The following is a 24,079-nucleotide window of genomic DNA, read 5'->3' as shown; positions in this document are numbered from 1 at the left end:
TTTTAAAGAGCAAAACGCAATAAAGCAACATTATATAACATTGGATAGATAGCTGTGGATGATAGACAACAACAACTCAATGCTTGGTTAAGCAAGACTTTACCCGATGCAAACTTCAAACTCACACCTGCATCTGCAGATGCAAGCTTCAGGCGTTATTTTAGAGTAAATTTAGCCAACGCATATTTAGGAAATAAAACCTTAATCGCGATGGATGCACCAACGCCACAGGAAGATTGCACACCATTTGTAAAAGTGGCTAAGCTGTTTCTAGATGCAGGCTTGAATGTACCTAAAGTGATAGCGCAAGATTTAGCCAATGGTTTTTTATTACTCAGCGACCTAGGCAATGACACTTATTTGCAGCATTTGAATAATGAAACTGCGCAGATGCTCTACGGTGATGCCACGAATGCACTCATCAAATTGCAATTGGCGAGCAAAAGCCATGATTTACCTGCTTATGATGAAGCTCTGTTAACGCGTGAGATGCAATTATTCCCTGATTGGTATGTGAATAAACACTTAGGTCAAACGCTCAATGCCGAGCAGCAAGGTTGGTTACAACAAACCTTTGCGGCGTTAAATAGAAATATCTTGTCGCAAGGGCAAGTCACCGTGCATCGCGATTATCACTCGCGCAACCTGATGGTGACGCATGAAAATACGCCTGGCATATTAGATTTCCAAGATGCGGTACATGGCGCCATTACTTACGATTTAGTTTCTTTGCTTAAAGATGCTTATATTCAGTGGGATGAAGAGCAGATTATCGATATGGCGGTGCGCTATTGGGAGCCTGCCAAAAAAGCGGGTCTGCCTGTCGCCAATGACTTTAGCGAGTTCTATCGTGACTTTGAATGGATGGGCGCGCAACGTCACATTAAAGTGCTGGGCATATTTGCAAGGCTTTACCATCGCGACGGCAAAGATGGCTACCTAAAAGACATGCCATTGGTCATGCATTATTTGCGCAAAGTCTGCGAGCGTTATGTTGAGTTGCGCCCAATGTTGAGACTGTTAGATGCGCTTGAAGGACGAGTGCCGCGTCCAAAATACGTGGTTTAACTTTTGCGGGAAAAATAAGCCATGAAAGCCATGATATTAGCCGCAGGACGTGGCGAACGCATGCGTCCATTGACCGACCACACACCTAAACCATTGCTAAAAGTAGGTGGAAAACCACTAATTGTTTGGCACTTGGAACGTTTAGCCAAAGCGGGTTTCAAAGAAGTTGTGATTAACCATGCTCATTTGGGTGAGCAGATTGAGCAAGCGCTAGGTGATGGCAGTCAATGGAATATGCATATTCAATACAGCCCTGAAAAAACAGCGCTAGAAACCGCGGGTGGCATTGCCAATGCTTTGCCTCTGCTGGGATTTGAACCATTCTTAGTGGTGAATGGTGATACATTCACCGAGATTGATTTTGCTGTTTTAAAGCATGCCCTAAAACCCAATAACCACGCGCACCTCGTGTTGGTGGATAATCCGCCTCAACATCCAAATGGCGATTTTGCAATAGAAGCTGGTAAGCTTAAAAATACGGGTGCCAAAAATAATATTGGGATGCTCACATTTTCTGGAGTAGGTGTTTATCACCCCGATTTATTTGCCAGCGTAACGCGAGGTGAGCCAGCAAAACTTGCACCTTTGTTAAGAAGTGCAATTGCTGAAAATAAAGCAAGCGCTGAACATTATCAAGGCGTATGGCATGATATTGGTACGCCAGAACGCTTGAGTAGGTTGGATGAAGCGTTAAAGCTACGAGCGAGTTAACGAATGAAAAAAGGAATCGACTCAATGAGTCATATAGTTGAATTTCAACAACGTAGATCTAGGCTGCTGAGTGCGATGGGCGAAGGAATTGCCATTATTCCAACCGCGCCAGAAAGCATTCGCAATCGCGATAGTCACTACCCCTATCGGTTTGATAGTTACTTTTATTACTTAACAGGTTTCAACGAGCCTGAATCAGTCGTGGTGTTAGTGGCTGGTGCCGAGCCAAAAACAATATTATTCTGTCGCGATAAAGATATGGAGCGCGAGATTTGGGATGGTTTTCGTTATGGAGCCGAAGCTGCTAAAGCGGAGTTTGGTTTTGATGAAGCATACTCAATCAATGAGTTAGATGCAGTTATTCTAAAGTTGTTGGCGAATCAACCTAAGCTATTTTTTAGTTTAGGTGAAAGTAGCAGTTGGGATGCGCGTGTTCTGGGTTGGATGAACACCCTGCGCACGCAGGCTCGCAGTGGCGTTCGTGTGCCTGATGATGTGAGCGACATACGTCAATTAGTAGACGAAATGCGTTTGATTAAATCTCCGTTCGAGATTGATTTAATGCGCCGTTCAGCCAATATTGCCGCCGCCGCGCATAACCGTGCTATGAGGTTTGTCGGGTCAAATTTTACTAGTCCCAATATCATGGAATATGAAGTAGAAGCGGAGTTTTTGCACGAGTTTTACCGTAATGGCGCACAAGCGCCTGCGTATACCAGCATCGTCGCAGGCGGTGCCAATGCTTGCACGCTGCATTACAACGCCAATAATGCTAAGTTGAACGGTGGTGACTTATTGCTGATTGATGCGGGTTGCGAATTGGATGGTTATGCCTCAGATATTACGCGCACTTTTCCCGTGAATGGTAAGTTTAGCGCTGCACAAAAAGATGTTTACGAGCTAGTGCTGGCTTCGCAAGCTGCTGCGATTGCAAAGGTTAATATAAGCAATCATTGGAATGCGCCACATGAAGCGGCACTAGAGGTATTGGTGCAAGGCTTTATTGATTTAAAATTGTGCAAAGGTAGCAAAGAAGCAGTGTTGGAAAATGGCGATTACCGCCAGTTCTATATGCATCGCACTGGGCACTGGTTAGGTTTGGATGTGCATGATGCAGGCGAATATAAAGGTAAAGCGGGTAATTGGCGTATGTTAATGCCCAATATGGCGCTGACAGTTGAGCCTGGCTGTTATATTCGTCCTGCTGAAAATGTACCAGAAGCTTTTTGGAATATTGGTATTCGTATTGAAGATGATGTGCTGGTGACGAAAGACGGTTGTGAAGTGTTGACTAAAAATGCACTTAAATCAGTGGCGGATATTGAAGCCTTAATGGCCAATCAGTAGGCATGAAAGATTAAATGAGCGACATTGTAGAAAATATTGTCATCGTGGGTGGCGGGCCAGTAGGTGCGACCTTAGCGCTATTGCTGGCAAAACAAGGCGTGGCTGTGACAGTGCTTGAGGCGCGTCAACAAAAGGCTGCTTATACTGAGAGTAGGGCACTGGCTTTGTCATATGGCAGTAAGCGCATTCTAGAAAAACTAAGCGTTTGGGGAAGTTTGGCCACAAGCGCTACCGCTATTAATACCATTCATGTTTCACAAAAAGGTAGCCTTGGTCGTTCAAAACTACAAGCACATGATTACAAGCAAGAAGCGCTTGGCTATGTATTGTCTTACGGAAAGTTAAGTGAGGCGTTGGATGCAGCGCTTGCAAGTCAACCTTTAGTAAACTTTGTATTTGAAGCTTCAGCGGAACATATCGCTCATACCTATGCTCATGCTAGCGTGACTTATTGCCACCAAGGTAATTCTCAAACTTTAAATAGCCATTTAGTGGTGCTGGCAGATGGTGGTCGAAGCTTAGACGAAATTGCTGGGCTAGTTAAAGAAACCAAAGAATATGGCCACGATGCGCTGATTTCTAAAGTCAGGGCGGAGTTGCCACATAATAATATTGCCTATGAGCGCTTTACTGCGAACGGCCCAATGGCTTTATTGCCTAATGGAGCGAGCCAAAATTCAAACGACTTTTCATTGGTCTGGACGGGAAAAAAAGAATACATAAATACATTGCTAGCATTGAGTGATGCAGAGTTTTTGGCACAGTTTCATGAACAGTTTGGCGATAGAGTAGGGCAATTTCTAAGCGTAGAAAAACGTATGGCATTTCCATTAAAATTATCGCAATTAAAAACAACTGAAACGCCGCACTTGGTGGTTATTGGTAATGCTGCCCAAACCATGCACCCCGTTGCTGGGCAAGGCTTTAATGTTGGTTTGCGGGATGCAGAATCTCTCGCGCAAACAATTGCGACTACCGCGCCAGCAGATTTTGGCAATCAGAAAATGTTGGACGAATATCTTGCCAGTCGTCAATCTGATACTAAAAACGGTTTGTTGTTTACTGATTTTCTGGTGAATATTTTCTCTAATGATATTGTTGGCGTCAATGGCTTAAGAAGTGCAGGGCTAGGCCTGTTTGATATGATTAAGCCAATCAAGCAGCATTTAGTCAGCAAAATGAGTTACGGAAAATGAGTGAAATATTGCGTACCGATGTGGCGGTTGTTGGCGCTGGTTTAGTAGGTCTAGCCGCGGCTGTTGCGATGCATCAAGCAGGTTTTTCTGTAGTATTGATTGATAGTAAAAATCCATGGGATGCCAATTTTGCAGACGAAACGTGGGATGCAAGAATTTATGCGATTAGTCCAAAGAATGCACAATGGCTACAAGACTTAGGTATATGGTCATTAATGAATCAATCGCGTATTGGCCTAATGCAAGCGATGGAAATCTTCGGTAATGCTGATAGCTCAACAGGCGAGCAGAGGCCAATCACGCTCTCATCTAGCGATGTGAACGCAGATTGTTTAGGCTATATCGTCGAGTCTAAATTGCTTATGCAGGCATTGCTTAACCAAGTTGAAACTTTAGGCATTCAAACGCGATTTAATAGTCAATGTGAAGCGGTGAGTAACACGCCAGATAAGGCTACATTACAGCTATCGGATCAACTATCGATTGAAAGTACTTTGCTGTTAGCCGCCGATGGCAGTCATTCTTGGGTGCGACAACAATTGAACATGCCCATGCAGCAAAAGTCTTATGAACAAACAGCGATAGTCGCGAATTTTACTGCGACTAAGCGGCATGGCAATATTGCTAGGCAGTGGTTTCTACAAGATTCCGAAAATCATCCGAGTATTTTGGCATGGCTGCCGCTGTCTGATAATACAATTTCTATTGTTTGGTCTGTATCAACCGACTATGCTGATACATTGTTGCTCTTAAGTGAAAATGAGTTTACCAATGCAGTGAAGTTGGCTGGCAATAGCACCTTAGGTGATTTTAAGTTACTCAGTCCCGCGGTAAAGTTTCCATTGAACTTACAAAAAACGAATACATTGGTAAAAGATAGCGTGGTTTTGATCGGCGATGCAGCGCACCAGGTTCATCCGATGGCTGGTCAGGGCGTTAATTTAGGTTTCAGAGATGTAGTGGATTTAGTGGATGTTTTCAAAACTAAGCATCAATATCAAGCATTAAATGATAGTAGTTTGCTCAAGCAATATACGCGCACAAGAAAAGTTGATATTTTGAATATGGTGTTGTTAACAGATAGCCTTTATCATTTGTTTAACACTCAAAACTCAGCAATAAAAACAGTGAGAAACTGGGGATTATCTGCAACTAAGCATCAAGCAATCAAAAAACTGTTAGTTTCAAATGCAGTATCACTTTAATATATTGTGATTAAGCGCTAACAGATATTATTAAAACCAATTAAATAAGTTAATTCAAAATCAAGGAAACTGCATGTTAAAGAAATTAATCAGTCTTACCTTTTTAAGTGTTGCATTCGCTGGAATTTCAACCTATGCAATAGCCGATGAAGCCAGTGTTAAAAAAGCGGTGGAAGCGGCTTACCCAAAATTCAAAGTTGATAGCGTAACAAAAACACCTTTTGCTGGTTTGTATGAGGTTTTTATGGGTGGCCAGATTATTTATACCGATGAAAAAATGTCTTTTTTAATTGCAGAAGGCCACCTCGTTGACCCGAAAACAAAAAAGGATATTACAGGCGAGCGTATGGAGGAGTTAAATAAAATTGATTTCGCTACTCTTCCTTTAGATCAAGCGATTAAAGTGGTAAAGGGTAATGGTAGCCGTAAATTAGTTGTATTTTCGGATGTAGATTGCCCGTATTGCAAACGTCTAGAGCAAAATGAGCTAAGCAACATCACTGATGTGACTGTTTATACTTTCCTTTATCCGATTCAGCAATTACATCCAGATTCTGCCAATAAATCTAAAGCAATTTGGTGCGCAAGTAATCGGGTTAAAGCATGGAATGACTGGATTCTAAATGGTAAGTTGCCAAGTTCAGTCGGAAACTGTGAAGTGCCAATAGAGCGAATTGGAGAGCTTGCGAGAAAAATCGGCGTTACTAGCACTCCTACATTGTTCTTTGAGAATGGTAAACGCATGCTTGGTTCACAACCTTATAAGGAAATTGAACAGGCTTTGGTTTCGGCTTCTGCTAAGAAGTAGGTATCAACTAAGTTTCTTGATATTAAATTAAATAGAAAAATAGCGACTAAATTAATCGCTATTTTTTCTTAGGAACAACCTTAAGATTTTATTTTATAGCTTTGTTTTAACCTGCAACTACTGATCCTAGTTTAAATATCGGAAGATAAAGGGCAACAACAAGCCCGCCAATCAAGGTGCCAAGTACAACCATTATCATTGGCTCCATTAAACTTGCTAGTGCATCAACGGCGTCATCAACCTCTGCTTCATAGAAGTCAGCTACTTTGCTTAGCATTGAATCTAAAGCGCCAGATTCTTCTCCAATAGACGTCATTTGTAATACCATGTTTGGAAATACGTCTGAATTTTGCATGGCTACGGTCAAGCTAGTACCAGTGCTTATTTCACTCTGTATTTTTTTAGTGGCGTCATAGTAAACCCGATTACCCGATGCACCTGCAACTGAGTCTAATGCCTCTACAAGAGGTACCCCCGCAGTGAACATCGTGGCTAAAGTTCGCGCCCATCTTGCAATGGTTGCTTTACGAATAAGTGGCCCAAAAACTGGAACTTTTAAAATCAATCTATCCATAGTGGATTGCATACTTAAAGATCTTTTCCAACTGTAAAAGAAAAACCAGAGACCAAATCCAATAGATCCAAAAATCGCCCACCACCACTCTACGAATATATCTGAAATAGCCATTACTACTAAAGTCGGTCCTGGAAGTTCTGCACCGAAGCTGCTAAATAAATCCTTAAAAGCTGGAACCACGAAAATCATAATAACCGCAACGATGATAAATGCGACGACTATAATAGAGGCTGGGTAAAATAGGGCAGATTTAATTTTTGATTTAATGGCTTGAATTTTTTCTTTGTATGACGCTAATCGATCAAGAAGCGTATCTAGAATACCTGCGGCTTCTCCCGCACCAATTAAATTACAGAATAAGGCATCAAAATAAAGAGGATATTTTCGGAAGGCAGCGCTCATACTGCTACCAGTTTCCACGTCAGATTTGATATCAAATAAAAGCTTTGCAACGGCTGGATTACTATGGCCTTTCCCTACAATGTCAAAAGATTGTAACAATGGAACGCCTGCTTTCATCATGGTCGCAAGTTGACGAGTAAACAGCGTAATATCTTTATCTGATACTTTCCCTTTGCTAGTGAAACTACTTTGCTTTTTAATCTTTGTAACAGTTATACCTTGACGTCGCAGAGTGGCGTTAACAAAAGACTCACTAGTGGCGCGTATCTCACCTTTTATGACTTTACCTTTTTTATCTTTGCCCTCCCAAGAATATGTGATTTCTTTCGTGGCTTTAGTATTTGCTGCCATAGTGATTCCCTATATTATTCGTTCGTACAAGCTTCGACTTCTTCGATCGAAGTTAATCCTTGCATTACTTTTATTAAACCCGATTGGCGTAAATCTTTCACGCCTTCAAGTTTTGCTTGATCTGCTATATCGTGTGCGGTTCCACTTTTCATAATAATACGGCTAATCGCATCTGTGACAGGCATCACTTGATAAATACCAACTCGACCTTTGTATCCATTGTTACAGAGTTCACAGCCACCTTCTTTGGGACCATAAAGCTGCCATTCTTCTTTAAAGTCTTCTTCCGTAAAGCCTACGCCGAATAAAGCTTCTTTTGGTATATCTAAAGGGACTTTACAGTTTTTGCACAGTCGTCTTGCTAAGCGTTGTGCGGTTATCAATGAAACTGCTGAAGCAATATTGAATGGCGCCACCCCCATATTGAGTAATCGAGTTAAGGTTGATGGCGCATCATTGGTATGTAATGTAGATAGCACCATATGGCCTGTTGACGCAGCCTTAATCGCCATGTCTGCGGTTTCTAAGTCGCGAATTTCACCAATCATGATGATGTCGGGATCTTGGCGAAGGAATGATTTCAATGCAGCAGCAAAGGTTAACCCCTGCTTGTCATTTACATTGACTTGATTGATACCCGCTAGTGGAATTTCACAAGGATCTTCCGCTGTCGCGATGTTAACATCAGGCTTATTTAAGATATTTAAACAGGTATACAGCGAAACAGTTTTACCAGAACCTGTAGGTCCTGTGACTAGTACAAGGCCATAAGGACGGCTGACTGCGCTCAGTAAACGTTCTTTTTGAATGGGCTCATATCCAAGTGCTTCAATTCCAAGTGTGGCGCTTGATGGGTCTAAAATACGCATCACAATTTTCTCGCCATTAATCAGAGGCAATGTGCTGACACGAAAATCGATAGTTCGCGTTTTAGATAACACCAGTTTCATGCGTCCATCTTGCGGGATGCGTTTTTCTGAGATGTCCATGCTAGAAATAACTTTAATCCGCGAGGCAAGCTTTTCTTTAATGGCAAGTGGAGGCTGGGTAATTTCACGCAATATGCCATCTACACGATAACGTACGCGGTAGAATTTCTCATAAGGTTCGAAGTGCAAATCAGACGCACCCATATTGATAGCGTCTATTAGCATCTTGTTCAAAAATTTAACTACTGGAGCATCATCGACTTCTTGAGTCTGAACTTCGTCTTCAATTTGCGCTCCGACTTCACCTCCTAAGTCGTAGTCATCATCAAGATTCATTGACTTCATGCTGGTATCACCAGCTTCAACTATCTTATCAATCCAGCGTCCGAGCTTGTCATCTTCTACGATAACGGGAGACAAAGCTAGACCCATTTGGAATTGCACACTATCTAACGCATGCAAGTTAGTAGGATCTGAAATGGCAACATATAAAATGTTATTACGTACTTGCAATGCCAACACGCGGTTTGCTTGCATTAATTTAGTATCAATTTTTTTTGCTGGAAGGTAATCTGGGTTGAATGCATCTAAATTAAAGTAGGGAAAGCCAAATGCTTTTGCCGAGGCTTCTGCAATGGCTTGTGCAGTTAATTTTCTGCTTGTAATGAGCTGACTAATGAATGGATTTTTTAAGGAGCTTGCTTGTGCTTGTATAGCATTTGCTTCATCCTCAAAAAGTAACTTTTCTTGAATTAAAGTTCGGGCAAGACCGCTTAATTTTTGTGGTGTAGGTGCATTAGCCATAAATGTTGTATTTAAGCAGCGTTAAAGCTTTCCCTATTTATTTTTGTCAAACTAATAATGCCCGTTAGACTTTTTTTTGTAAAGACCTTACGTAAAAATGACCTTAAAAATGGCACGTAATTACATTAAATCACCTGTCTATGCATCAATGTACTTGAAATTATTCAACTAAACTAAAAAAACTTGACAAGTTTAAACTTCCAAATTATAAATATAGTCAGGTGCTTGGGTTCAAGTTTGAAGCTAACTTTTATTTTAAAGAGGTTCTCTATTCTTGAAACTGGCTTTTTGGGGCGCCCCCCGTCGTATTATGTAAGGATGTAGAAATGGCAACAGGTACCGTAAAATGGTTTAATGACTCAAAAGGTTTTGGCTTTATTACGCCAGATGATGGTGGCGATGATTTATTCGCACACTTCTCTGCGATTGTAGAAGCAGGCTATAAAAGTCTTAAAGAAGGTCAACGTGTAAGTTTTGAAGTGACCGATGGTCCAAAAGGCAAACAAGCTTCAAATATTCAAAAGGCTTAAGTCTTTTTTACTCAGTACTTTAAATTAGTACTTTTAATATTACAATTTATGTAAGCGGCTCGTAAGAAAATTACGAGCCGTTTTTTACAGCAAGTCAGGCGATTACATATTGGCGATGATTTCTTCACCAAATTGAGCTGTGCCTACTTGTGTTGCACCTTCCATCTCACTTGAGAAGTCGCCAGTCACGCGTTTAGAAATAATGGCTTTTGCAACGCCTTGCAACACTAAATCAGCAGCTTCAACCCAACCCATATGTCGTAGCATCATCTCAGCAGAAAGAATGATTGAGCTAGGGTTAGCCAAATCTTTACCAGCAATTTTTGGTGCAGTACCGTGCGTTGCTTCAAACATGGCAATGGTATCGCTTAAATTGGCGCCAGGCGCAATGCCAATGCCACCTACTTGTGCTGCAAGCGCATCACTCATATAGTCGCCGTTTAAGTTAAGTGCGGCAACAACATCATGGTCGGCAGGGTGTAAAAGAATTTCTTGTAAGAATGCATCTGCGATACAGTCTTTAATTACGATGCCGTTCGGTAGTTTGCACCAAGGGCCGCCATCAATTTCTACAGCGCCAAATTCTTGTTTAGCAAGTTCATAGCCCCAGTCTCTAAAGCCACCTTCTGTGTACTTCATGATGTTACCTTTGTGGGTAATCGTCAGAGACTTTCTATTATTATCAATTGCATACTGAATTGCTTTGCGGATTAAGCGTTGGCTACCATCTTTTGAAACTGGTTTAATGCCAATGGCTGAGGATTCTGGGAAACGGATTTTTTTACGCATGCCCATATCGCTTAAAAATTGAATGACCTTTTCAACTTCATCAGAACCCGCCGCCCATTCAATACCTGCATAAATATCTTCAGTATTTTCACGGAAAATCACCATGTCGGTTTTTTCAGGATGTTTCACAGGGCTTGGTACACCTGTGAAATATTGAATTGGGCGCAAGCATACATATAAATCTAGCTCTTGTCGCAACGTCACATTGAGTGAGCGAATGCCACCGCCAACAGGTGTTGTCAGAGGGCCTTTAATAGAAATTACGTACTCTTTAAGGGCTTTCATGGTTTCATCAGAAAGCCATGTGTTGCTGTCGTAAATTTTTGTGGATTTTTCACCCGCGTAAACTTCCATCCAAGAAATTTTGCGAGTGCTGCCATAAGCTTTGCTTACAGCTGCATCTACAACCTTAATCATGGGTGGCGTAATATCTATACCTATGCCATCACCCTCAATAAATGGGATAATAGGCTGATCAGGCACGTTGAGTGTATTGTCAGCGTTGACGGTGATTTTTTCACCAGTAGTTGGGACAATAATTTTCCCTGAGATGCTGCTTTTTGTAGCCATGTGTATGCCGCCCCTTGAGTATTTGTTACGTTTCTAAATAATTAAGTGAATTCAATGATTGTTTTATTCAATAAACCCTTTAACGTAGTATGCCAATTCAGTCCGCATGAGAAGCACGCTACGTTAAAAGACTTTATCCATACTCCAGACATTTATGCCGCTGGAAGGTTAGACACTGATAGTGAAGGTTTACTCATTTTAACCGATGATGGCATGTTGCAACACCGTTTAAGTGACCCAAAACATAAAGAATTTAAAACTTATTGGGTTCAGGTCGAAGGTGCGCCTAACAATGATGATTTGGAGCCGCTGAGGTTAGGTGTAGATTTAACGGATTTCATCACAAAACCAGCGCAGGTGCGGCTTATTTCAGAGCCTGATTCATTATGGCCAAGAAACCCGCCCATCAGAGAAAGAAAAGCAATTCCTACCAGTTGGTTAGAAATTAAAATTAGTGAGGGTAAAAATCGCCAAGTGCGTCGTATGACGGCTAAAATAGGCTTTCCAACATTAAGATTAATTCGCTACGCCATTGGGCAATATACGATTGATGGCATTCAGAATGGTCAACACAAAGTCATTGGATTAGGTAATTAAATAATGAGCACAAGCAATATGAAGCCAGTCATTGTTTTTAGAAACGTAGAACATGAAGGGCCTGGCTATTTAGGCGACTTTTTAACTCAGCATAATATACCTTGGCAAATCATTAACACCAGTGAGTTGAGCTCTATACCTGCATCGATACTAGGCTATAGCGGCGTTGTGATTATGGGTGGCCCAATGAGTGTGAATGACGACCTACCTTGGATTGCGCCTTTGCTAAACTTGATTCGTGAAGCAAAAGCCGCGGATATTCCACTATTGGGGCATTGTTTAGGCGGCCAGTTAATCAGTAAAGCTTTGGGTGGGGTTATCAGCGCTAATCCCATTAAAGAAATTGGCTGGGGCGAAGTGAGTGTAACTCCAAACGAAGTGGCAAAACATTGGTTTGGCGATATTGAAAGCTTCAATAGTTTTCATTGGCATGGCGAAACTTTTAGCTTACCAGAAGGTGCGACGCATTTGTTAGCAAGCACTCACTGCCAAAATCAAGCTTATTCTATAGGTAAACATTTGGCGTTTCAAAGTCACATTGAAGTGACTACGGAAATGGTCAAAAGCTGGTGCGAGATTGGTGCTGATGAACTGACGGAAGCTGCTGCAAGCCCAGCTGTACAGCAGGCTGAAGCAATGCAGCAAAACTTACCTGTGCATTGTTTCTTTCTGAACAAAGTCGCTAAGCAGGTCTATGGTCAGTGGATTAAAGGTCTCATGCACTGATAGCGATACCCGTATGTTAAAATTGAACAAGCTTATAAAAAACCTATCAAGAGAAAAGCATTATGTCTGGTAACACAATCGGAACTTTATTTACACTCACCTCTTTTGGTGAATCACATGGCGCGGCCATCGGCGGCGTGGTTGATGGCTGTCCTCCTGGATTGGAGTTGTGTGCAGAGGATTTGCAAATTGATTTGGATAGACGCAAACCTGGTACCTCACGCCATGTCACACAACGCCAAGAAGCCGATTCTGTGGAAATCTTATCAGGTGTGTTTGAAGGTATAACTACTGGCGCACCGATTGGGTTGTTGATTCGTAATACTGACCAACGCAGCCAAGATTACAGCAAAATTATGGACACTTTCCGTCCCGGTCACGCCGACTATACTTATACGCAAAAATACGGCGTACGTGACTATCGTGGCGGTGGGCGCTCAAGTGCGCGTGAAACAGCCGTGCGCGTTGCGGCAGGTGCAATTGCAAAAAAATGGTTAAAAGAACGTTTTGGTGTAACTGTTCGTGGTTACATGAGTCAGATGGGTGAAATTGATATTCCATTTGTGAGCTGGGATGCGCTTAATCATAAAGATAATGATTTTTTCGCTCCTGATACAGAGGTGTTACCAAAACTAGCCGATTATTTAGATAAAGTTAGAGCGGAGCGTGATTCAATTGGTGCGCGTATTACGGTGGTTGCAGAGGGCGTACCTGTGGGTTGGGGTGAGCCTGTGTTTGACCGACTAGATGCTGAAATTGCCTATGCCATGATGAGTATTAACGCCGTGAAGGGCATTGAAATCGGCGCAGGATTTGATTCAGTCGCGCAGCGTGGCAGTGTTCATTCTGATGAAATGACACCTCAAGGCTTCGCTAGTAATCATGCAGGCGGAATTTTGGGCGGCATTTCTACAGGGCAAGAGATTCGTGTCAATATCGCATTAAAGCCAACGTCTAGTATTCCACAAGAGCGCCGTTCTATTGATAAAAATGGTGAGGCGGTGACCATGCAAACAACAGGTCGCCACGACCCATGTGTTGGTGTGCGCGCCACGCCGATTGCAGAAGCGATGTTGGCGCTAGTGTTAATGGATCATGCGTTAAGACATAGAGCGCAAAATGCAGATGTGAGTTGTGCAACACCTAAAATTATCTAATTTAAATCTGTCTGATTGACTTATGTCATATAAATTAAGGCTGAGCTGTTTGATAATATAAGCATAACTCGATGGACTGTAGGTTTTGGTACTAGAGCGTTTACTTTTGATTACCTAATGAGGTCTTACTATGAATATCGAACATCATGATTTAGCGCACGAGTTTCCAGAGCATCGCGAAAAAATCCATCATTTGAAATTGGACAATGCGCATTTTGCTAAGTTATTTGATGCCTATCACCACTTGACAAAAGTTGTTGAACGTTTAGAAGGTGAAGATGTGCCAGTTTCAGATGTGGCACTAGAAAATCAAAAGAAAGAGCGCATTCAACTTAAAGATCAGCTTTATGCGATGTTGGTTGCGTAGCGCTTCATCAGCTAGTCATTAATTAGTAAAAAGTCGGCTTCTGCCGACTTTTTTTATGGCGCCGTTCTATATAATTGGGCATGCATTCAAATCTTCACTTTAAGTTATCTCGTTTTTATTTCATCTATTATTTCTTTGTAGGGGCGTTTGTTCCTTATTGGGGTTTATATTTAAAGTCTGAGCAGTTTAGTCCTGCTGATATTGGTATTTTGATGTCGCTATTCCAAATCAGCCGTATATTCGCGCCGAATTTTTGGGGTTGGTTAGCAGACCACACAGGTAAGCGTGCCCAGTGGATTAGGCTCACTGCTTTATTAGGCTTGTGTGGTTTTACGGCAGTATTTTGGGCGCATGGGTTTTATTGGTTATTTTTTGTGATGGCGGCATTAAGTTTATTTACTAGCTCTACCTTGCCATTAGCTGAATCACTCACATTGGCGCATTTAGCGACTACTAACGGACATTACAGCCGTATTCGAATGTGGGGTTCGCTTGGTTTTATTGTGGCGGCGGTGATTTTAGGTTATTTGATTGATTTTACTGGCATAAGAAGTTTGTTATGGTTTTTGCTAGCGGTGCAAATTATTCTGTTTGCATTAACGCATACCTTGCCCGATGCCAAGGTTGAGCCACACGCGCATGACCACTTTTCAATTTGGCAAGTCATTAAGCAGCCCAATGTATTGGCTTTACTAATAGGCTGCGCGTTAATGGTGACCGCTCATGGCGTGCTTTATAATTTTTATTCGATTTATTTGAGTGACCACGGCTACAGCAAAGGTATGATAGGCCTGCTTTGGGCTGTAGGAGTTATCTGCGAAATTGGCATTTTTATGCTGATGCCCAAGATAATGGCGCGTTATAGCTTAAAAATGATTTTATTGATTAGCTTGGTGCTAGCGGTCGCGCGATTTACGATGATAGGTCTTGCGGTAGACAACATTGTGCTTTTGGTATTGGCTCAAACCTTGCATGCTGCCACTTTCGGCAGTTTTCATGCGGCCTCGGTAGAAGTTATCACTCAGTTTTTCAATGGCAGGCATCAAGCTAAAGGCCAAGCGATATATAACAGTGTGGCTTATGGGATAGGCGGCACCATAGGCGGTGTGGCGGGAGGCTACGCGCTACAATATCTTGGTGGAGAGAAAACATTCATGTTGGCTGCTATATTTCCTTTATTAGGCTTGCTAGTGATAGGTTTAGGTTTGAAGTTGACAGGCAATAAGCAAGGATCTCAAGCGATGTTCCGATGACATTAATGAAAATCCTTACAAACCAGCAGGCGCGCAGATAACGCTAAATCAAAAAGGGCAGAAAGTCTGCCCTTTTTGATTGTTGTTAACTAGACATGAATCTCAATGCTTATATTTGAAACCTTAATAATCAAAAAAGTTTTGTTAAATTAGATTTAATTTCCTAACAAAAATCCATTAAAAAAAGCCACGATCAAAGTGGCTTTAATGAGTGAACAAATTAGTTAAATCACAGCTTAATGTTGGCGTTTGTCGTGTTCAATTAAGGCATATGCGGAATGGTTGTGTATCGACTCAAAGTTTTCACTTTCAACTGTGTAAGCCACAATGCGGTTTTCTTTGCTAAGTTGTGCTGCCACATCACGCACCATATCTTCGACAAATTTAGGGTTATCATAAGCGCGCTCAGTCACGTACTTTTCATCTGGGCGTTTTAACAAACCATAAAGTTCACATGAGGCTTGTTTTTCTACCAAATCAATAATATCTTCAATCCAGATAAAGTCATTAATGAGTGCGGTAACAGTCACATGTGAGCGCTGATTATGCGCACCATAAGCTGAAATCTTTTTACTGCAAGGGCATAAGCTTGTCACAGGTACGAGTACTTTTACGGTGATATCAAACTTACCTTGGTTGATTTCGCCAATAAACGTCACTTCGTAATCTAGCAAACTTTTTACGCCAGAAATTGGCGCAGCCTTATTCACAAAGTATGGAAAGGTCATTTCCACGTGGCCAGATACTGCCTCAAGGCGTTTGACCATTTCACGCAAAATTGTTTCAAAAGACTCAACTGAAATAGCGTGTTCGTTCATGTTGAGAATCTCAACAAAACGTGACATATGGGTACCTTTGAATTGCTGAGGCAAATGTACATACATATTGAACATGGCGACAGTATGTTGCTCACCGCCAGATTTATCTTTAACGACTACAGGGTGGCGAATAGCTTTGATGCCCACCTTGTCGATGGCGATATGACGAGTATCAACAGTGTTCTGTACGTCTTCAATTGGGTTTGGTGCAGTGTTAGGTAGTGTGGCTTGATTCATTATATTTCCAGTTTAGCAATGCACATTATGGGTGATTAGGTTATCCATAATGCAATAGTTGAGTATATCACTAGGTTATTAGCTTCGCAATTGTCGATGCAATGCCTTCTGCATCTAGACCACATTCTGCCAGCATAGTTTCATGCACGCCGTGCTCAATAAATTTATCTGGCAGGCCTAAACATAAAGTTCTAATTGGCGCTTTATTTGGGTTTTGTATTGCTTGCAAAGCTTCTAGCACGGCAGAGCCTGCACCACCCATCACACTGTTTTCTTCAACCGTGACGATTAATGTGTGGTCATTTGCTATTTTTTCAAGCATGATTTTATCGATTGGCTTAACAAAACGCATGTTAACAACGGTTGCATCGAGTTTTTCACCAGCTTTTAAACATGCATTGAGCATGCTGCCAAAGCTTAAAATGGCGACTTTTTGCTTCGTGTTACTTACGGCATTGCGTTTGATTTCAGCGGTACCAATTTCAATTGCCTGCATTTTTTTCTCTATAGCAACGCCAGCACCGCCGCCGCGAGGATAGCGTACAGCAGAAACGCCATTATATTGAAAGCCTGTAAAGAGCATTTGTCTGCATTCGTTTTCGTCACTCGGCGCCATAATCACGATGTTTGGGATGCATCTGAGGTAACTCAAATCAAAACTACCTGCATGTGTAGGGCCATCTGCACCAACCAGCCCCGCGCGGTCTATCGCGAATAATACAGGTAAGTTTTGTATGGCTATATCATGAATTAACTGATCGTAAGCGCGTTGTAAAAACGTGCTGTAAATCGCTACGACTGGTTTTAAACCATCACAAGCCATACCTGCCGCAAACGTGAGTGAATGTTGTTCTGCAATGCCTACATCGTAATAGCGCTCAGGATATTTTTCAGCAAAAGCGTTTAAGCCCGAGCCATCGCACATCGCAGGAGTAATGCCAATTAAGCGATTATCAAGTGCTGCCATATCCACTAACCACTCACTAAATACTTGTGTGTAGGTTTTTTTAGAGCTAGAGCTAAGCGCATCACCATTAAATGGGTCAAATTTACCTACACCATGATACTTATTCGGATTATCCTCAGCTGGTTCAAACCCGCGGCCTTTTTGCGTAACTATATGCAAAAATTGCGGACCTTTTAACTGCTTGATATTGCTTAACGTATCAATAAGCGCATCCATATCGTGCCCGTCAATTGGGCCAATATAGTTAAAACCAAACTCTTCAAACAATGTGCCAGGCGTTACCATACCTTTCACATGTTCTTCAGCGCGCTTAGCAAACTCCATGACGTGAGGTACTGCAGAAAGTACTTTTTTACCTGATTTACGAACAGTGCCATAGAAGCGGCTAGATAAAAGCTTGGCTAGGTAATTGTTTAGTGCGCCGACATTATTTGATATGCTCATATCATTGTCGTTAAGAATCACCAGCAGGTTAGCATCCATGTCGCCAGCGTTATTGAGCGCCTCAAAAGCCATTCCTGCGGTCATCGCGCCATCGCCGATAATCGCTACGGCGCGTCTTTCTAAGCCAGCTTTTTGCGCAGCAACGGCCATGCCTAACGCGGCAGAAATTGAGGTGCTGGAGTGACCTGTGCCAAAAGTATCGTATTCACTTTCGCTACGGCGCGGAAACCCTGCAATGCCTTGCGGATTGCGTAAAGATTGCATTTGCTCACGACGTCCCGTGAGTATTTTATGTGGATACGTTTGGTGGCCGACATCCCAAACCAATCGGTCATCAGGCGTGTTGAACACATAATGCAGCGCTATTGTCAGCTCCACAACACCTAAGTTTGACGCTAAATGACCACCAGTTTTTGCAACGCTATTGATAATAAAAGTGCGTAACTCTTGTGCGAGCGGAACAAGCTGCTTACGCTCAAGTTGGCGTAGTTGCAGCGGTGAGTCTATCGTGTTCAGTATTTCGCTGTTAAGTATTGAAGTCACAAGTTATAGAGTCGCTATTTTAAAATTGATGATTAAGAAGAGATAAAAAATTTAGAATCTACGCTGCGTAATAAACCCAGCTAACTCATGCAAACGTAAAGCACTTTCACCAAAAGGCGTTAATGCGTCTAACGCATTGTTATACAGTTGTTGCGCATGTTGTTTGGCATCAGTCAAACCTAATATAGACACATAAGTAGGTTTGTTGTTGTTCGCATCTTTGCCCGCTGTTTTGCCAAGAGTAGAGCTGTCTGCTTCCACATCTAAAATATCGTCAATGACTTGAAATGCTAGGCCGATGTTTTTTGCGTAAGTGCTTAGTGCGGTAATTTTTACTATATTGCCGTTAATTCCACCGAGCAAAACCGCTGCTTGAATCAGAGCGCCAGTTTTCAATTGATGCATTTGTTCAAGGTCCGCTCGGCTAATCGTTTTGCCTACAGAAGCTGAGTCTATGGCTTGGCCACCCGCCATACCTGTAGAGCCTGAGGCTTTGGCCAGAATATTGAGCATGCTTATTTGATGATTAGTTTGGGCACATAAGCCTGTTTGTGAAAGCACTTCAAAAGCCAAACTTTGCAGCGCATCGCCGACCAATAATGCTGTGGCATCATCAAATTGTTTATGGCAGCTTGGCTTACCACGGCGTAAATCATCGTCGTCCATGCATGGCATATCGTCATGAACTAGAGAGTATGCATGAATGAGTTCAACGGCGCACGCTGCGGCATCAGCCACTTTTGTATCGGTACCGCACAACTCTGACGCGGCATAGCACAGCAGAGCGCGTACACGCTTGCCGCCTTCTAAAGCGCTGTAACGCATAGCATTGTGTAGCGTTTGTGGCATAGCGTTAGCGGCGGGTAGTGTGCTATTTAACACATTTTCAATACGCGCTTGCTTTTCCGTCGCCCAAGCCGAAAAATCCAACATCGCTGTTTCAGATGAGTTGATATTATTCATCATCAGACTTAAATGGCGTTAACTGATTACGCTCATTTAGAATTTGAACTTGTTGCTCAACGTCAGCAAGTGATTTTTGGCAAAACTGTAAAAGGCCATTGCCGCGCTGAAACGCAGCCAATGAAGACTCTAAAGTCATTTGCCCAGATTCCATACGCGCAACAATGCTTTCTAACTCAGCATACGCCAGCTCGAAGTTCTCTGGCGGTGCAATATTATTTTCTAGTGAAGCTGCTGTTTTGGATTTAGGTGCGGTCATAGCAAAATTTAAATGGTGTTAAGGCGATATTCTACCAAATCCTATGCCAAACACTGCTTTAAAAAATCACGAATATCGCTAATCTCTTCCATGCACACAGAATGCGCCATATTGTATTCATGCCAACTGACAGAATAGTGATTACTCTGTAGTGTTTGTAGCGATATTTTGCACATATCCAACGTGATAACATCATCAAACACGCCATGCGCCATAAAGATTGGCGTTGCTGCATTGGCCGGGTTAGCTTCAGTGGCTAGCTTGGTTTTAACTGGTAAATAGGTAGATAAAGCCATTACGCCACCTAATTTCTTTGGGTAGCGAAGTGCAGTATGCAATGCAATTGCTCCACCCTGAGAGAAGCCGGCAATCACAATACGCTCTGCAGCAATACCTCTATCCAGCTCTTTTTGAATAAGCGAGTTAACGTAATGCTGGCTGTTTTTTATACCGTCTTCATCCTCTTTACTACTGCCCGTCACACCATATAAGTCATACCAAGCAGGCATGATGTAACCACTATTGCGCGTGACCGCCATTTCTGGCGCATGGGGTAGTATGAATCGCACATTGGGAATGCTAAGTTTTTGTACGATAGGCTCAAAGTCATGGCCATCAGATCCTAAGCCATGCAACCAAATCACGCTGGCATTTACTTTAAGGTGACTTTCATGTTGGTTGCTGACTAATTCTAGAGGCGCTTTATAGTTCATTGTGGGGGCTTTATCGTTAAGGCGTGCGTACAATCGATTTAGGTGAAACTTGAAGTGTTGTTTGGCTAAAATAAGATTGCTATTAAAAAAATAATATCTGATATATGCTGTTAATAAGTAGTGAAATCATAGCATTGTATTTAACCCAGATTGTCCATTAGAAATAATAAAATTAACGAAAATCCAATGTAGGAGGGGCTTGTAGCCCCGAATGGCGATGGCGATTCGAAGTGATATTTTGTTCGGGGCTACAAGCCCCTCCTACAGCCATCCGTAACAGTTTGAGTGGAAAATGCTACAAAATTAAATGTTCTAATGGATTATCTGGGTTAAATATAAAAAATCATATGCAAATTAAAATATTGGGTTGCAGTGGCGGCATAGGAGCGGAATTACGCACTACGTCGATGCTTGTTGATCAAGATATATTGATCGACGCGGGTACTGGTGTGGGCAACTTGTCTATGGATGAGCTGCTGAAAATCGACCATATTTTTCTCACACATTCACATTTAGATCATATTGCATTCCTGCCATTTTTACTCGATACCGTCATGGGCATACGCGCGGAACCTATCAACGTATATGCAAATAAAGAAACCTTAGAAACGTTACGCCTGCATATTTTCAACTGGAAAGTTTGGCCAGATTTTAATGCGATTCCCAGTACGGACAATCCATTTTTACGCTACTGCGAAGTCAAGCTTAGCGAAACGCTTGAGTTAAATGGTCGAAAATTTACTCCATTACCCGCTAACCATGTCGTTCCTGCTATTGGCTATCATGTAGATAGTGGTGCCGCGAGCCTTGTGTTTACTGGCGATACCACTGTTTGTGATGAGTTATGGCATGAAGTTAATAAAATCAAAAACCTTAAATATTTGATTATTGAAACCGCGTTCAGCAATAGCGAGCTGGCCTTGGCGCAGCTTTCCAAACACTTATGCCCATCTTTATTAAGAAGCCAGCTTGTTAAGCTGATAACGCATGACGCAACGCCTTCTCTTGAAATTTATATCACGCACCTAAAACCAGGTGAGGGTGAAAGTATTATGCAGGAAATTGCAGAGAGCCATTCAGCATTCGTTATTCAGGCGCTTAAGCAACAGCAAGAGTTTTATTTGTAGCTACTTAATAATATATCTTTACAGCATACCAATTCCACAACATTAATTATAAAAGTACCCATTAAGGTTTGAGTTATGGCAATCGCTGACTCATCAAGATTTGAGTATTTTAAGCCGGGGCGGTATAAAACTTGCAGCTTTAAGCTTGATCAAAAGTCAATCAAGAACTCGAGCCAATTGTTATAGGTTTGTCTACAGCCGCGCAAGCAAAGACAGATTTACATCTGCACTATGGTGACTGTAGAAAAGCCAGTTGACGTGGAGGCTCTAGCATTACCAAGTATCCAGTCAACCGAGTTGCTAAAATCACAGAGACCATTGCGCTTATAGATATTGAGATTCTTCGAATAGACATGGATCTGCTCGATGATATGATGATTTGGAATCAATTTTCCAACATTGATAATCTACCAGAGACGAATCAACCTAGTGTGAGTGATAAAGCCGCACGCAGCGTAAGCGATTGGATGAATGAAACTGATGTGTTCAGCGCGTTCAACCTACAAAGTCAAGTATTTAGTCACCTACCAGCGACTAACGTAAAAGAGATGTCAAACGCATGACCCACGTCATTGTCACTGCAGGGCAGAGAACTATTCTGCGAGGTGCCAAAGGTGATTACTATTACCTTACTCAAAGCGGTTGTGCGCAAGTGACCAAGGTTGCAGATGCGAGTCAACGCCTCTTATACTGGCTGAACTCAATGAAGGTGGCGCATTCGGTGAGGAAGCGTGCGACTTAACAAAAAAGACTTCGTAGAATTGTTAAAAGTGCCAATCATTAACCAAATCAGCATTACCGAAGCTCAAGCTTAAGTTAATAATGATGGGATTTGGGTAGATGTTCGACTGCCTTCAGAATTCAAATATGAACATATTGATGGCGCACTCAACCTACCACTTAAAGAGATTCGTCAGCTTGCTAAAGGATTAGATGAAAATAAAGAATATGTTCTTTACTGTCAAACAGGGAAACGCAGTTCTGCAGCAGCATTTGTGTTAACGCAGAGTGGGCTGAAAGCATTTATGCTAGCTGGAGGTATGCGAGATACTCTTTAGCGGAAATCAAGTTAATGAATAAATAATGCGGTTACTTCACCTCCACCCAAATACGAGGACCTGTAGCAGTGTAGCTTATTGAAAAGTGTTTTTCGTTACCAACAGCGCTTTGGAGAATCTCTGGTAATGTAGACCAAATTAATGCCACTAATACAATACTCGCGAAAATAGATTTAAATAAAGTGGAATGTTTTACTTTAACCGACATGCTTTCGCTATAAAAACCAATCGCTAGTCCAATAAATGTAAACATCATTACTTGACTAATTGGCATCACAATTACACCATCAACTAATGAATATACAGAACAGGTGCAAAGCGTGAAAAATAATATAATGGCCAAATTGCTATCAAATTTTAAATTATCTTTTAAGCTAATGGCGTTAAATTTTCTTAACCAAGAGATTAAGCCATAGATGACTAAGTAAAAGATAATAAACGCTGCAGGCAGGCCCCATTCTGACATGAGTTGCAACACGCTATTATGCGGGTGGCTGGATATTTTGCTAACCCATGCATAACTCATTGGCCCGATGCCAAAATATGGGTGCTCTTGAATTAAATTCAATGACAATTTCCATAAGTCTAAACGGTCACTTGTAGTATCTCTAATAATGCTTCCTGGAATGATAACTGCAGCCTCCATTAGGCTTGGAATAATAAAAAATAATATTTTATAGACTAAATAACCAGTTGATAAATGGATAATCTGTAAGCGTATAAATGACCAAGCTGATTTTTTATAAACGATAGCCGTTATTGAGATGCCAAAAATCCAAGCCAAAAGTGCACCACGTGAAGCTGAAAAAAATAATAGTACAAACCAAAAGCTTAGCGCTAGATGTAGCCAGCGACGGGAATTAGAGCTAACAAAATTTGTCTTTAAAAGTGGCAGGGTGATTAGACCTAGAGTCCAAAGTTGGTATTGATTAAAAAATCTGATGTTGCTAAATCCCGTCAATGGATTTGGCCATTTAACAGGTGTGCTGAAAATGATAGCCGTTATGTAGCCAACATAAAATGAGACCATGCACAGCAAAATGCTTGCCCAGAACATATAAGTGAGTCTCTTAATTAGCAGTGTTTTATTTTCATGGTATAAATTTGCAATAAAGATAGCTAAGTAGCTCAAACCTGCAAACAAACTTATTTCTAATGCTGCGTGACGTTGTGAAATAGCTAAACAAGAAGATGCAATCGCTAAAGTCATTAGCATATAAAGCATAAAGGACATCGACTGATTAGCTGTTGAGTATTCTTCGCGGTTGCTAGAAAATGCGCTATACAGCAATACCAAAGTTACTAGTAGTAATTCAACCAAACGTTGGTTGTCGTGAAAGCTAGTAACAATTATATCCCGCGGGATGACTTTTAAGCTGGGAGATAAAGTCACCAAACTGGCAATTACAAGAAATATAAAAAAACGAGTGGCGGTGGATATGTTATTGCTTTGCATAAAAGGTAGTTTAAGTTAATTAATTAAAATCCATGCTAGAAAACAGTTTATCTGCTAATACGAGCCTGTGTAGAAAATATAATAAAAAAAGAGGCTAAGCCTCTTTT

At 41.7% G+C, this 24,079-nt stretch carries 25 protein-coding genes; 16 read left to right on the top strand and 9 right to left on the bottom strand.

The genetic code is table 11. The features are described 5' to 3' along the window. Positions 1-54 precede the first annotated feature (54 nt). From PSV17_RS12960 to PSV17_RS12935, 6 genes are all read left to right on the top strand, one after another. Entirely contained in the window at positions 55-1,068 is a 1,014-nt protein-coding gene (locus PSV17_RS12960; protein ID WP_300483332.1) for a phosphotransferase, read from the top strand. 21 nt (positions 1,069-1,089) lie between these two features. Then, positions 1,090-1,779 (top strand): N-acetylmuramate alpha-1-phosphate uridylyltransferase MurU, encoded by a 690-nt coding sequence (gene murU, locus PSV17_RS12955; protein ID WP_300483329.1) that lies wholly within the window; start codon positions 1,090-1,092, stop codon positions 1,777-1,779. A 24-nt stretch (positions 1,780-1,803) separates the two neighbouring features. Continuing rightward, on the top strand, positions 1,804-3,126 hold the full coding sequence (locus PSV17_RS12950; RefSeq protein ID WP_300483326.1) for an aminopeptidase P N-terminal domain-containing protein: 1,323 nt from the start codon (positions 1,804-1,806) through the stop codon (positions 3,124-3,126). 14 nt (positions 3,127-3,140) lie between these two features. Beyond that, positions 3,141-4,322, top strand: coding sequence for an FAD-dependent oxidoreductase (locus PSV17_RS12945; protein ID WP_300483323.1), 1,182 nt, complete (start codon positions 3,141-3,143; stop codon positions 4,320-4,322). Continuing rightward, positions 4,319-5,527, top strand: a complete 1,209-nt coding sequence (locus tag PSV17_RS12940) for an FAD-dependent monooxygenase (protein WP_300483321.1) — start codon at positions 4,319-4,321, stop codon at positions 5,525-5,527. The genes PSV17_RS12945 and PSV17_RS12940 overlap by 4 nt, the downstream gene beginning before the upstream one ends. Positions 5,528-5,600: 73 nt before the next feature. Further along, positions 5,601-6,335: a DsbC family protein gene (locus tag PSV17_RS12935; protein ID WP_300483319.1), complete on the top strand. Its 735-nt coding sequence runs from the start codon at positions 5,601-5,603 to the stop codon at positions 6,333-6,335. Between the two features lie 106 nt (positions 6,336-6,441). On the opposite strand, the gene PSV17_RS12930 is transcribed toward PSV17_RS12935, so the two are convergent. Both PSV17_RS12930 and pilB read right to left on the bottom strand, forming a co-directional pair. Next, on the bottom strand, positions 6,442-7,665 hold the full coding sequence (locus PSV17_RS12930; RefSeq protein WP_300483317.1) for a type II secretion system F family protein: 1,224 nt from the start codon (positions 7,663-7,665) through the stop codon (positions 6,442-6,444). A gap of 14 nt (positions 7,666-7,679) precedes the next feature. After that, entirely contained in the window at positions 7,680-9,398 is a 1,719-nt protein-coding gene (pilB, locus tag PSV17_RS12925) for a type IV-A pilus assembly ATPase PilB (protein WP_300483314.1), read from the bottom strand. 326 nt (positions 9,399-9,724) lie between these two features. Between pilB and PSV17_RS12920 the strand changes: the two genes are divergently transcribed. Further along, complete coding sequence (locus tag PSV17_RS12920) at positions 9,725-9,928, top strand: cold-shock protein (protein WP_013147304.1); 204 nt, start codon at positions 9,725-9,727, stop codon at positions 9,926-9,928. A 102-nt stretch (positions 9,929-10,030) separates the two neighbouring features. Here PSV17_RS12920 and icd read toward each other — a convergent pair whose 3' ends face one another. Further along, positions 10,031-11,287: an NADP-dependent isocitrate dehydrogenase gene (gene icd / locus PSV17_RS12915; protein WP_300483311.1), complete on the bottom strand. Its 1,257-nt coding sequence runs from the start codon at positions 11,285-11,287 to the stop codon at positions 10,031-10,033. 54 nt (positions 11,288-11,341) lie between these two features. Here icd and PSV17_RS12910 point away from each other — a divergent pair, with 54 nt between their 5' ends. From PSV17_RS12910 to PSV17_RS12890, 5 genes are all read left to right on the top strand, one after another. Beyond that, positions 11,342-11,884, top strand: coding sequence for an rRNA large subunit pseudouridine synthase E (locus PSV17_RS12910; protein ID WP_300483309.1), 543 nt, complete (start codon positions 11,342-11,344; stop codon positions 11,882-11,884). 18 nt (positions 11,885-11,902) lie between these two features. Next, positions 11,903-12,610, top strand: coding sequence for a type 1 glutamine amidotransferase (locus tag PSV17_RS12905; RefSeq protein ID WP_300483441.1), 708 nt, complete (start codon positions 11,903-11,905; stop codon positions 12,608-12,610). 62 nt (positions 12,611-12,672) lie between these two features. Continuing rightward, on the top strand, positions 12,673-13,767 hold the full coding sequence (gene aroC, locus PSV17_RS12900) for a chorismate synthase (RefSeq protein ID WP_300483307.1): 1,095 nt from the start codon (positions 12,673-12,675) through the stop codon (positions 13,765-13,767). Positions 13,768-13,897: 130 nt separating this feature from the next. Next, a complete protein-coding gene (locus tag PSV17_RS12895) occupies positions 13,898-14,134 on the top strand; it encodes a DUF465 domain-containing protein (RefSeq protein ID WP_300483306.1) in 237 nt (78 codons plus the stop codon). A gap of 80 nt (positions 14,135-14,214) precedes the next feature. Beyond that, the gene (locus PSV17_RS12890; RefSeq protein WP_300483304.1) at positions 14,215-15,387 is read left to right on the top strand and encodes an MFS transporter; all 1,173 of its coding nucleotides are present in this window, start codon (positions 14,215-14,217) and stop codon (positions 15,385-15,387) included. Positions 15,388-15,623: 236 nt separating this feature from the next. Here the strand turns inward: PSV17_RS12890 and folE2 are convergent, their stop codons facing one another. From folE2 to PSV17_RS12865, 5 genes are all read right to left on the bottom strand, one after another. Next, positions 15,624-16,442: a GTP cyclohydrolase FolE2 gene (folE2, locus tag PSV17_RS12885; protein ID WP_300483303.1), complete on the bottom strand. Its 819-nt coding sequence runs from the start codon at positions 16,440-16,442 to the stop codon at positions 15,624-15,626. Between the two features lie 70 nt (positions 16,443-16,512). Beyond that, entirely contained in the window at positions 16,513-18,396 is a 1,884-nt protein-coding gene (dxs, locus tag PSV17_RS12880; RefSeq protein ID WP_300483302.1) for a 1-deoxy-D-xylulose-5-phosphate synthase, read from the bottom strand. A gap of 51 nt (positions 18,397-18,447) precedes the next feature. Continuing rightward, a complete protein-coding gene (locus PSV17_RS12875) occupies positions 18,448-19,362 on the bottom strand; it encodes a farnesyl diphosphate synthase (RefSeq protein ID WP_300483300.1) in 915 nt (304 codons plus the stop codon). Then, on the bottom strand, positions 19,352-19,618 hold the full coding sequence (locus PSV17_RS12870; protein ID WP_300483298.1) for an exodeoxyribonuclease VII small subunit: 267 nt from the start codon (positions 19,616-19,618) through the stop codon (positions 19,352-19,354). The genes PSV17_RS12875 and PSV17_RS12870 overlap by 11 nt, the downstream gene beginning before the upstream one ends. Positions 19,619-19,659: 41 nt before the next feature. Beyond that, entirely contained in the window at positions 19,660-20,331 is a 672-nt protein-coding gene (locus PSV17_RS12865; RefSeq protein ID WP_300483296.1) for an alpha/beta fold hydrolase, read from the bottom strand. 347 nt (positions 20,332-20,678) lie between these two features. On the opposite strand from PSV17_RS12865, the gene PSV17_RS12860 reads away from it, so the two are divergent. The 4 genes from PSV17_RS12860 (at position 20,679) to PSV17_RS13955 (ending at position 22,516) form a co-directional block, all read left to right on the top strand. Then, positions 20,679-21,458, top strand: coding sequence for a 3',5'-cyclic-nucleotide phosphodiesterase (locus PSV17_RS12860; protein ID WP_300483294.1), 780 nt, complete (start codon positions 20,679-20,681; stop codon positions 21,456-21,458). 353 nt (positions 21,459-21,811) lie between these two features. Then, a complete protein-coding gene (locus PSV17_RS12855) occupies positions 21,812-22,021 on the top strand; it encodes a hypothetical protein (protein ID WP_300483292.1) in 210 nt (69 codons plus the stop codon). Next, positions 22,018-22,200, top strand: coding sequence for a hypothetical protein (locus PSV17_RS12850; protein ID WP_300483291.1), 183 nt, complete (start codon positions 22,018-22,020; stop codon positions 22,198-22,200). Before PSV17_RS12855 ends, PSV17_RS12850 begins: the two co-directional genes overlap by 4 nt. 88 nt (positions 22,201-22,288) lie before the next feature. After that, a complete protein-coding gene (locus tag PSV17_RS13955; protein WP_366910695.1) occupies positions 22,289-22,516 on the top strand; it encodes a rhodanese-like domain-containing protein in 228 nt (75 codons plus the stop codon). 31 nt (positions 22,517-22,547) lie between these two features. On the opposite strand, the gene PSV17_RS12845 is transcribed toward PSV17_RS13955, so the two are convergent. Continuing rightward, positions 22,548-23,972, bottom strand: a complete 1,425-nt coding sequence (locus PSV17_RS12845; RefSeq protein WP_300483290.1) for an O-antigen ligase family protein — start codon at positions 23,970-23,972, stop codon at positions 22,548-22,550. Positions 23,973-24,079 lie beyond the last annotated feature (107 nt).

The sequence above is a fragment of the Methylotenera sp. genome (assembly GCF_029946165.1).
Classification (GTDB): domain Bacteria; phylum Pseudomonadota; class Gammaproteobacteria; order Burkholderiales; family Methylophilaceae; genus Methylotenera.
This window is presented reverse-complemented; position numbering and strand designations above follow the sequence as displayed.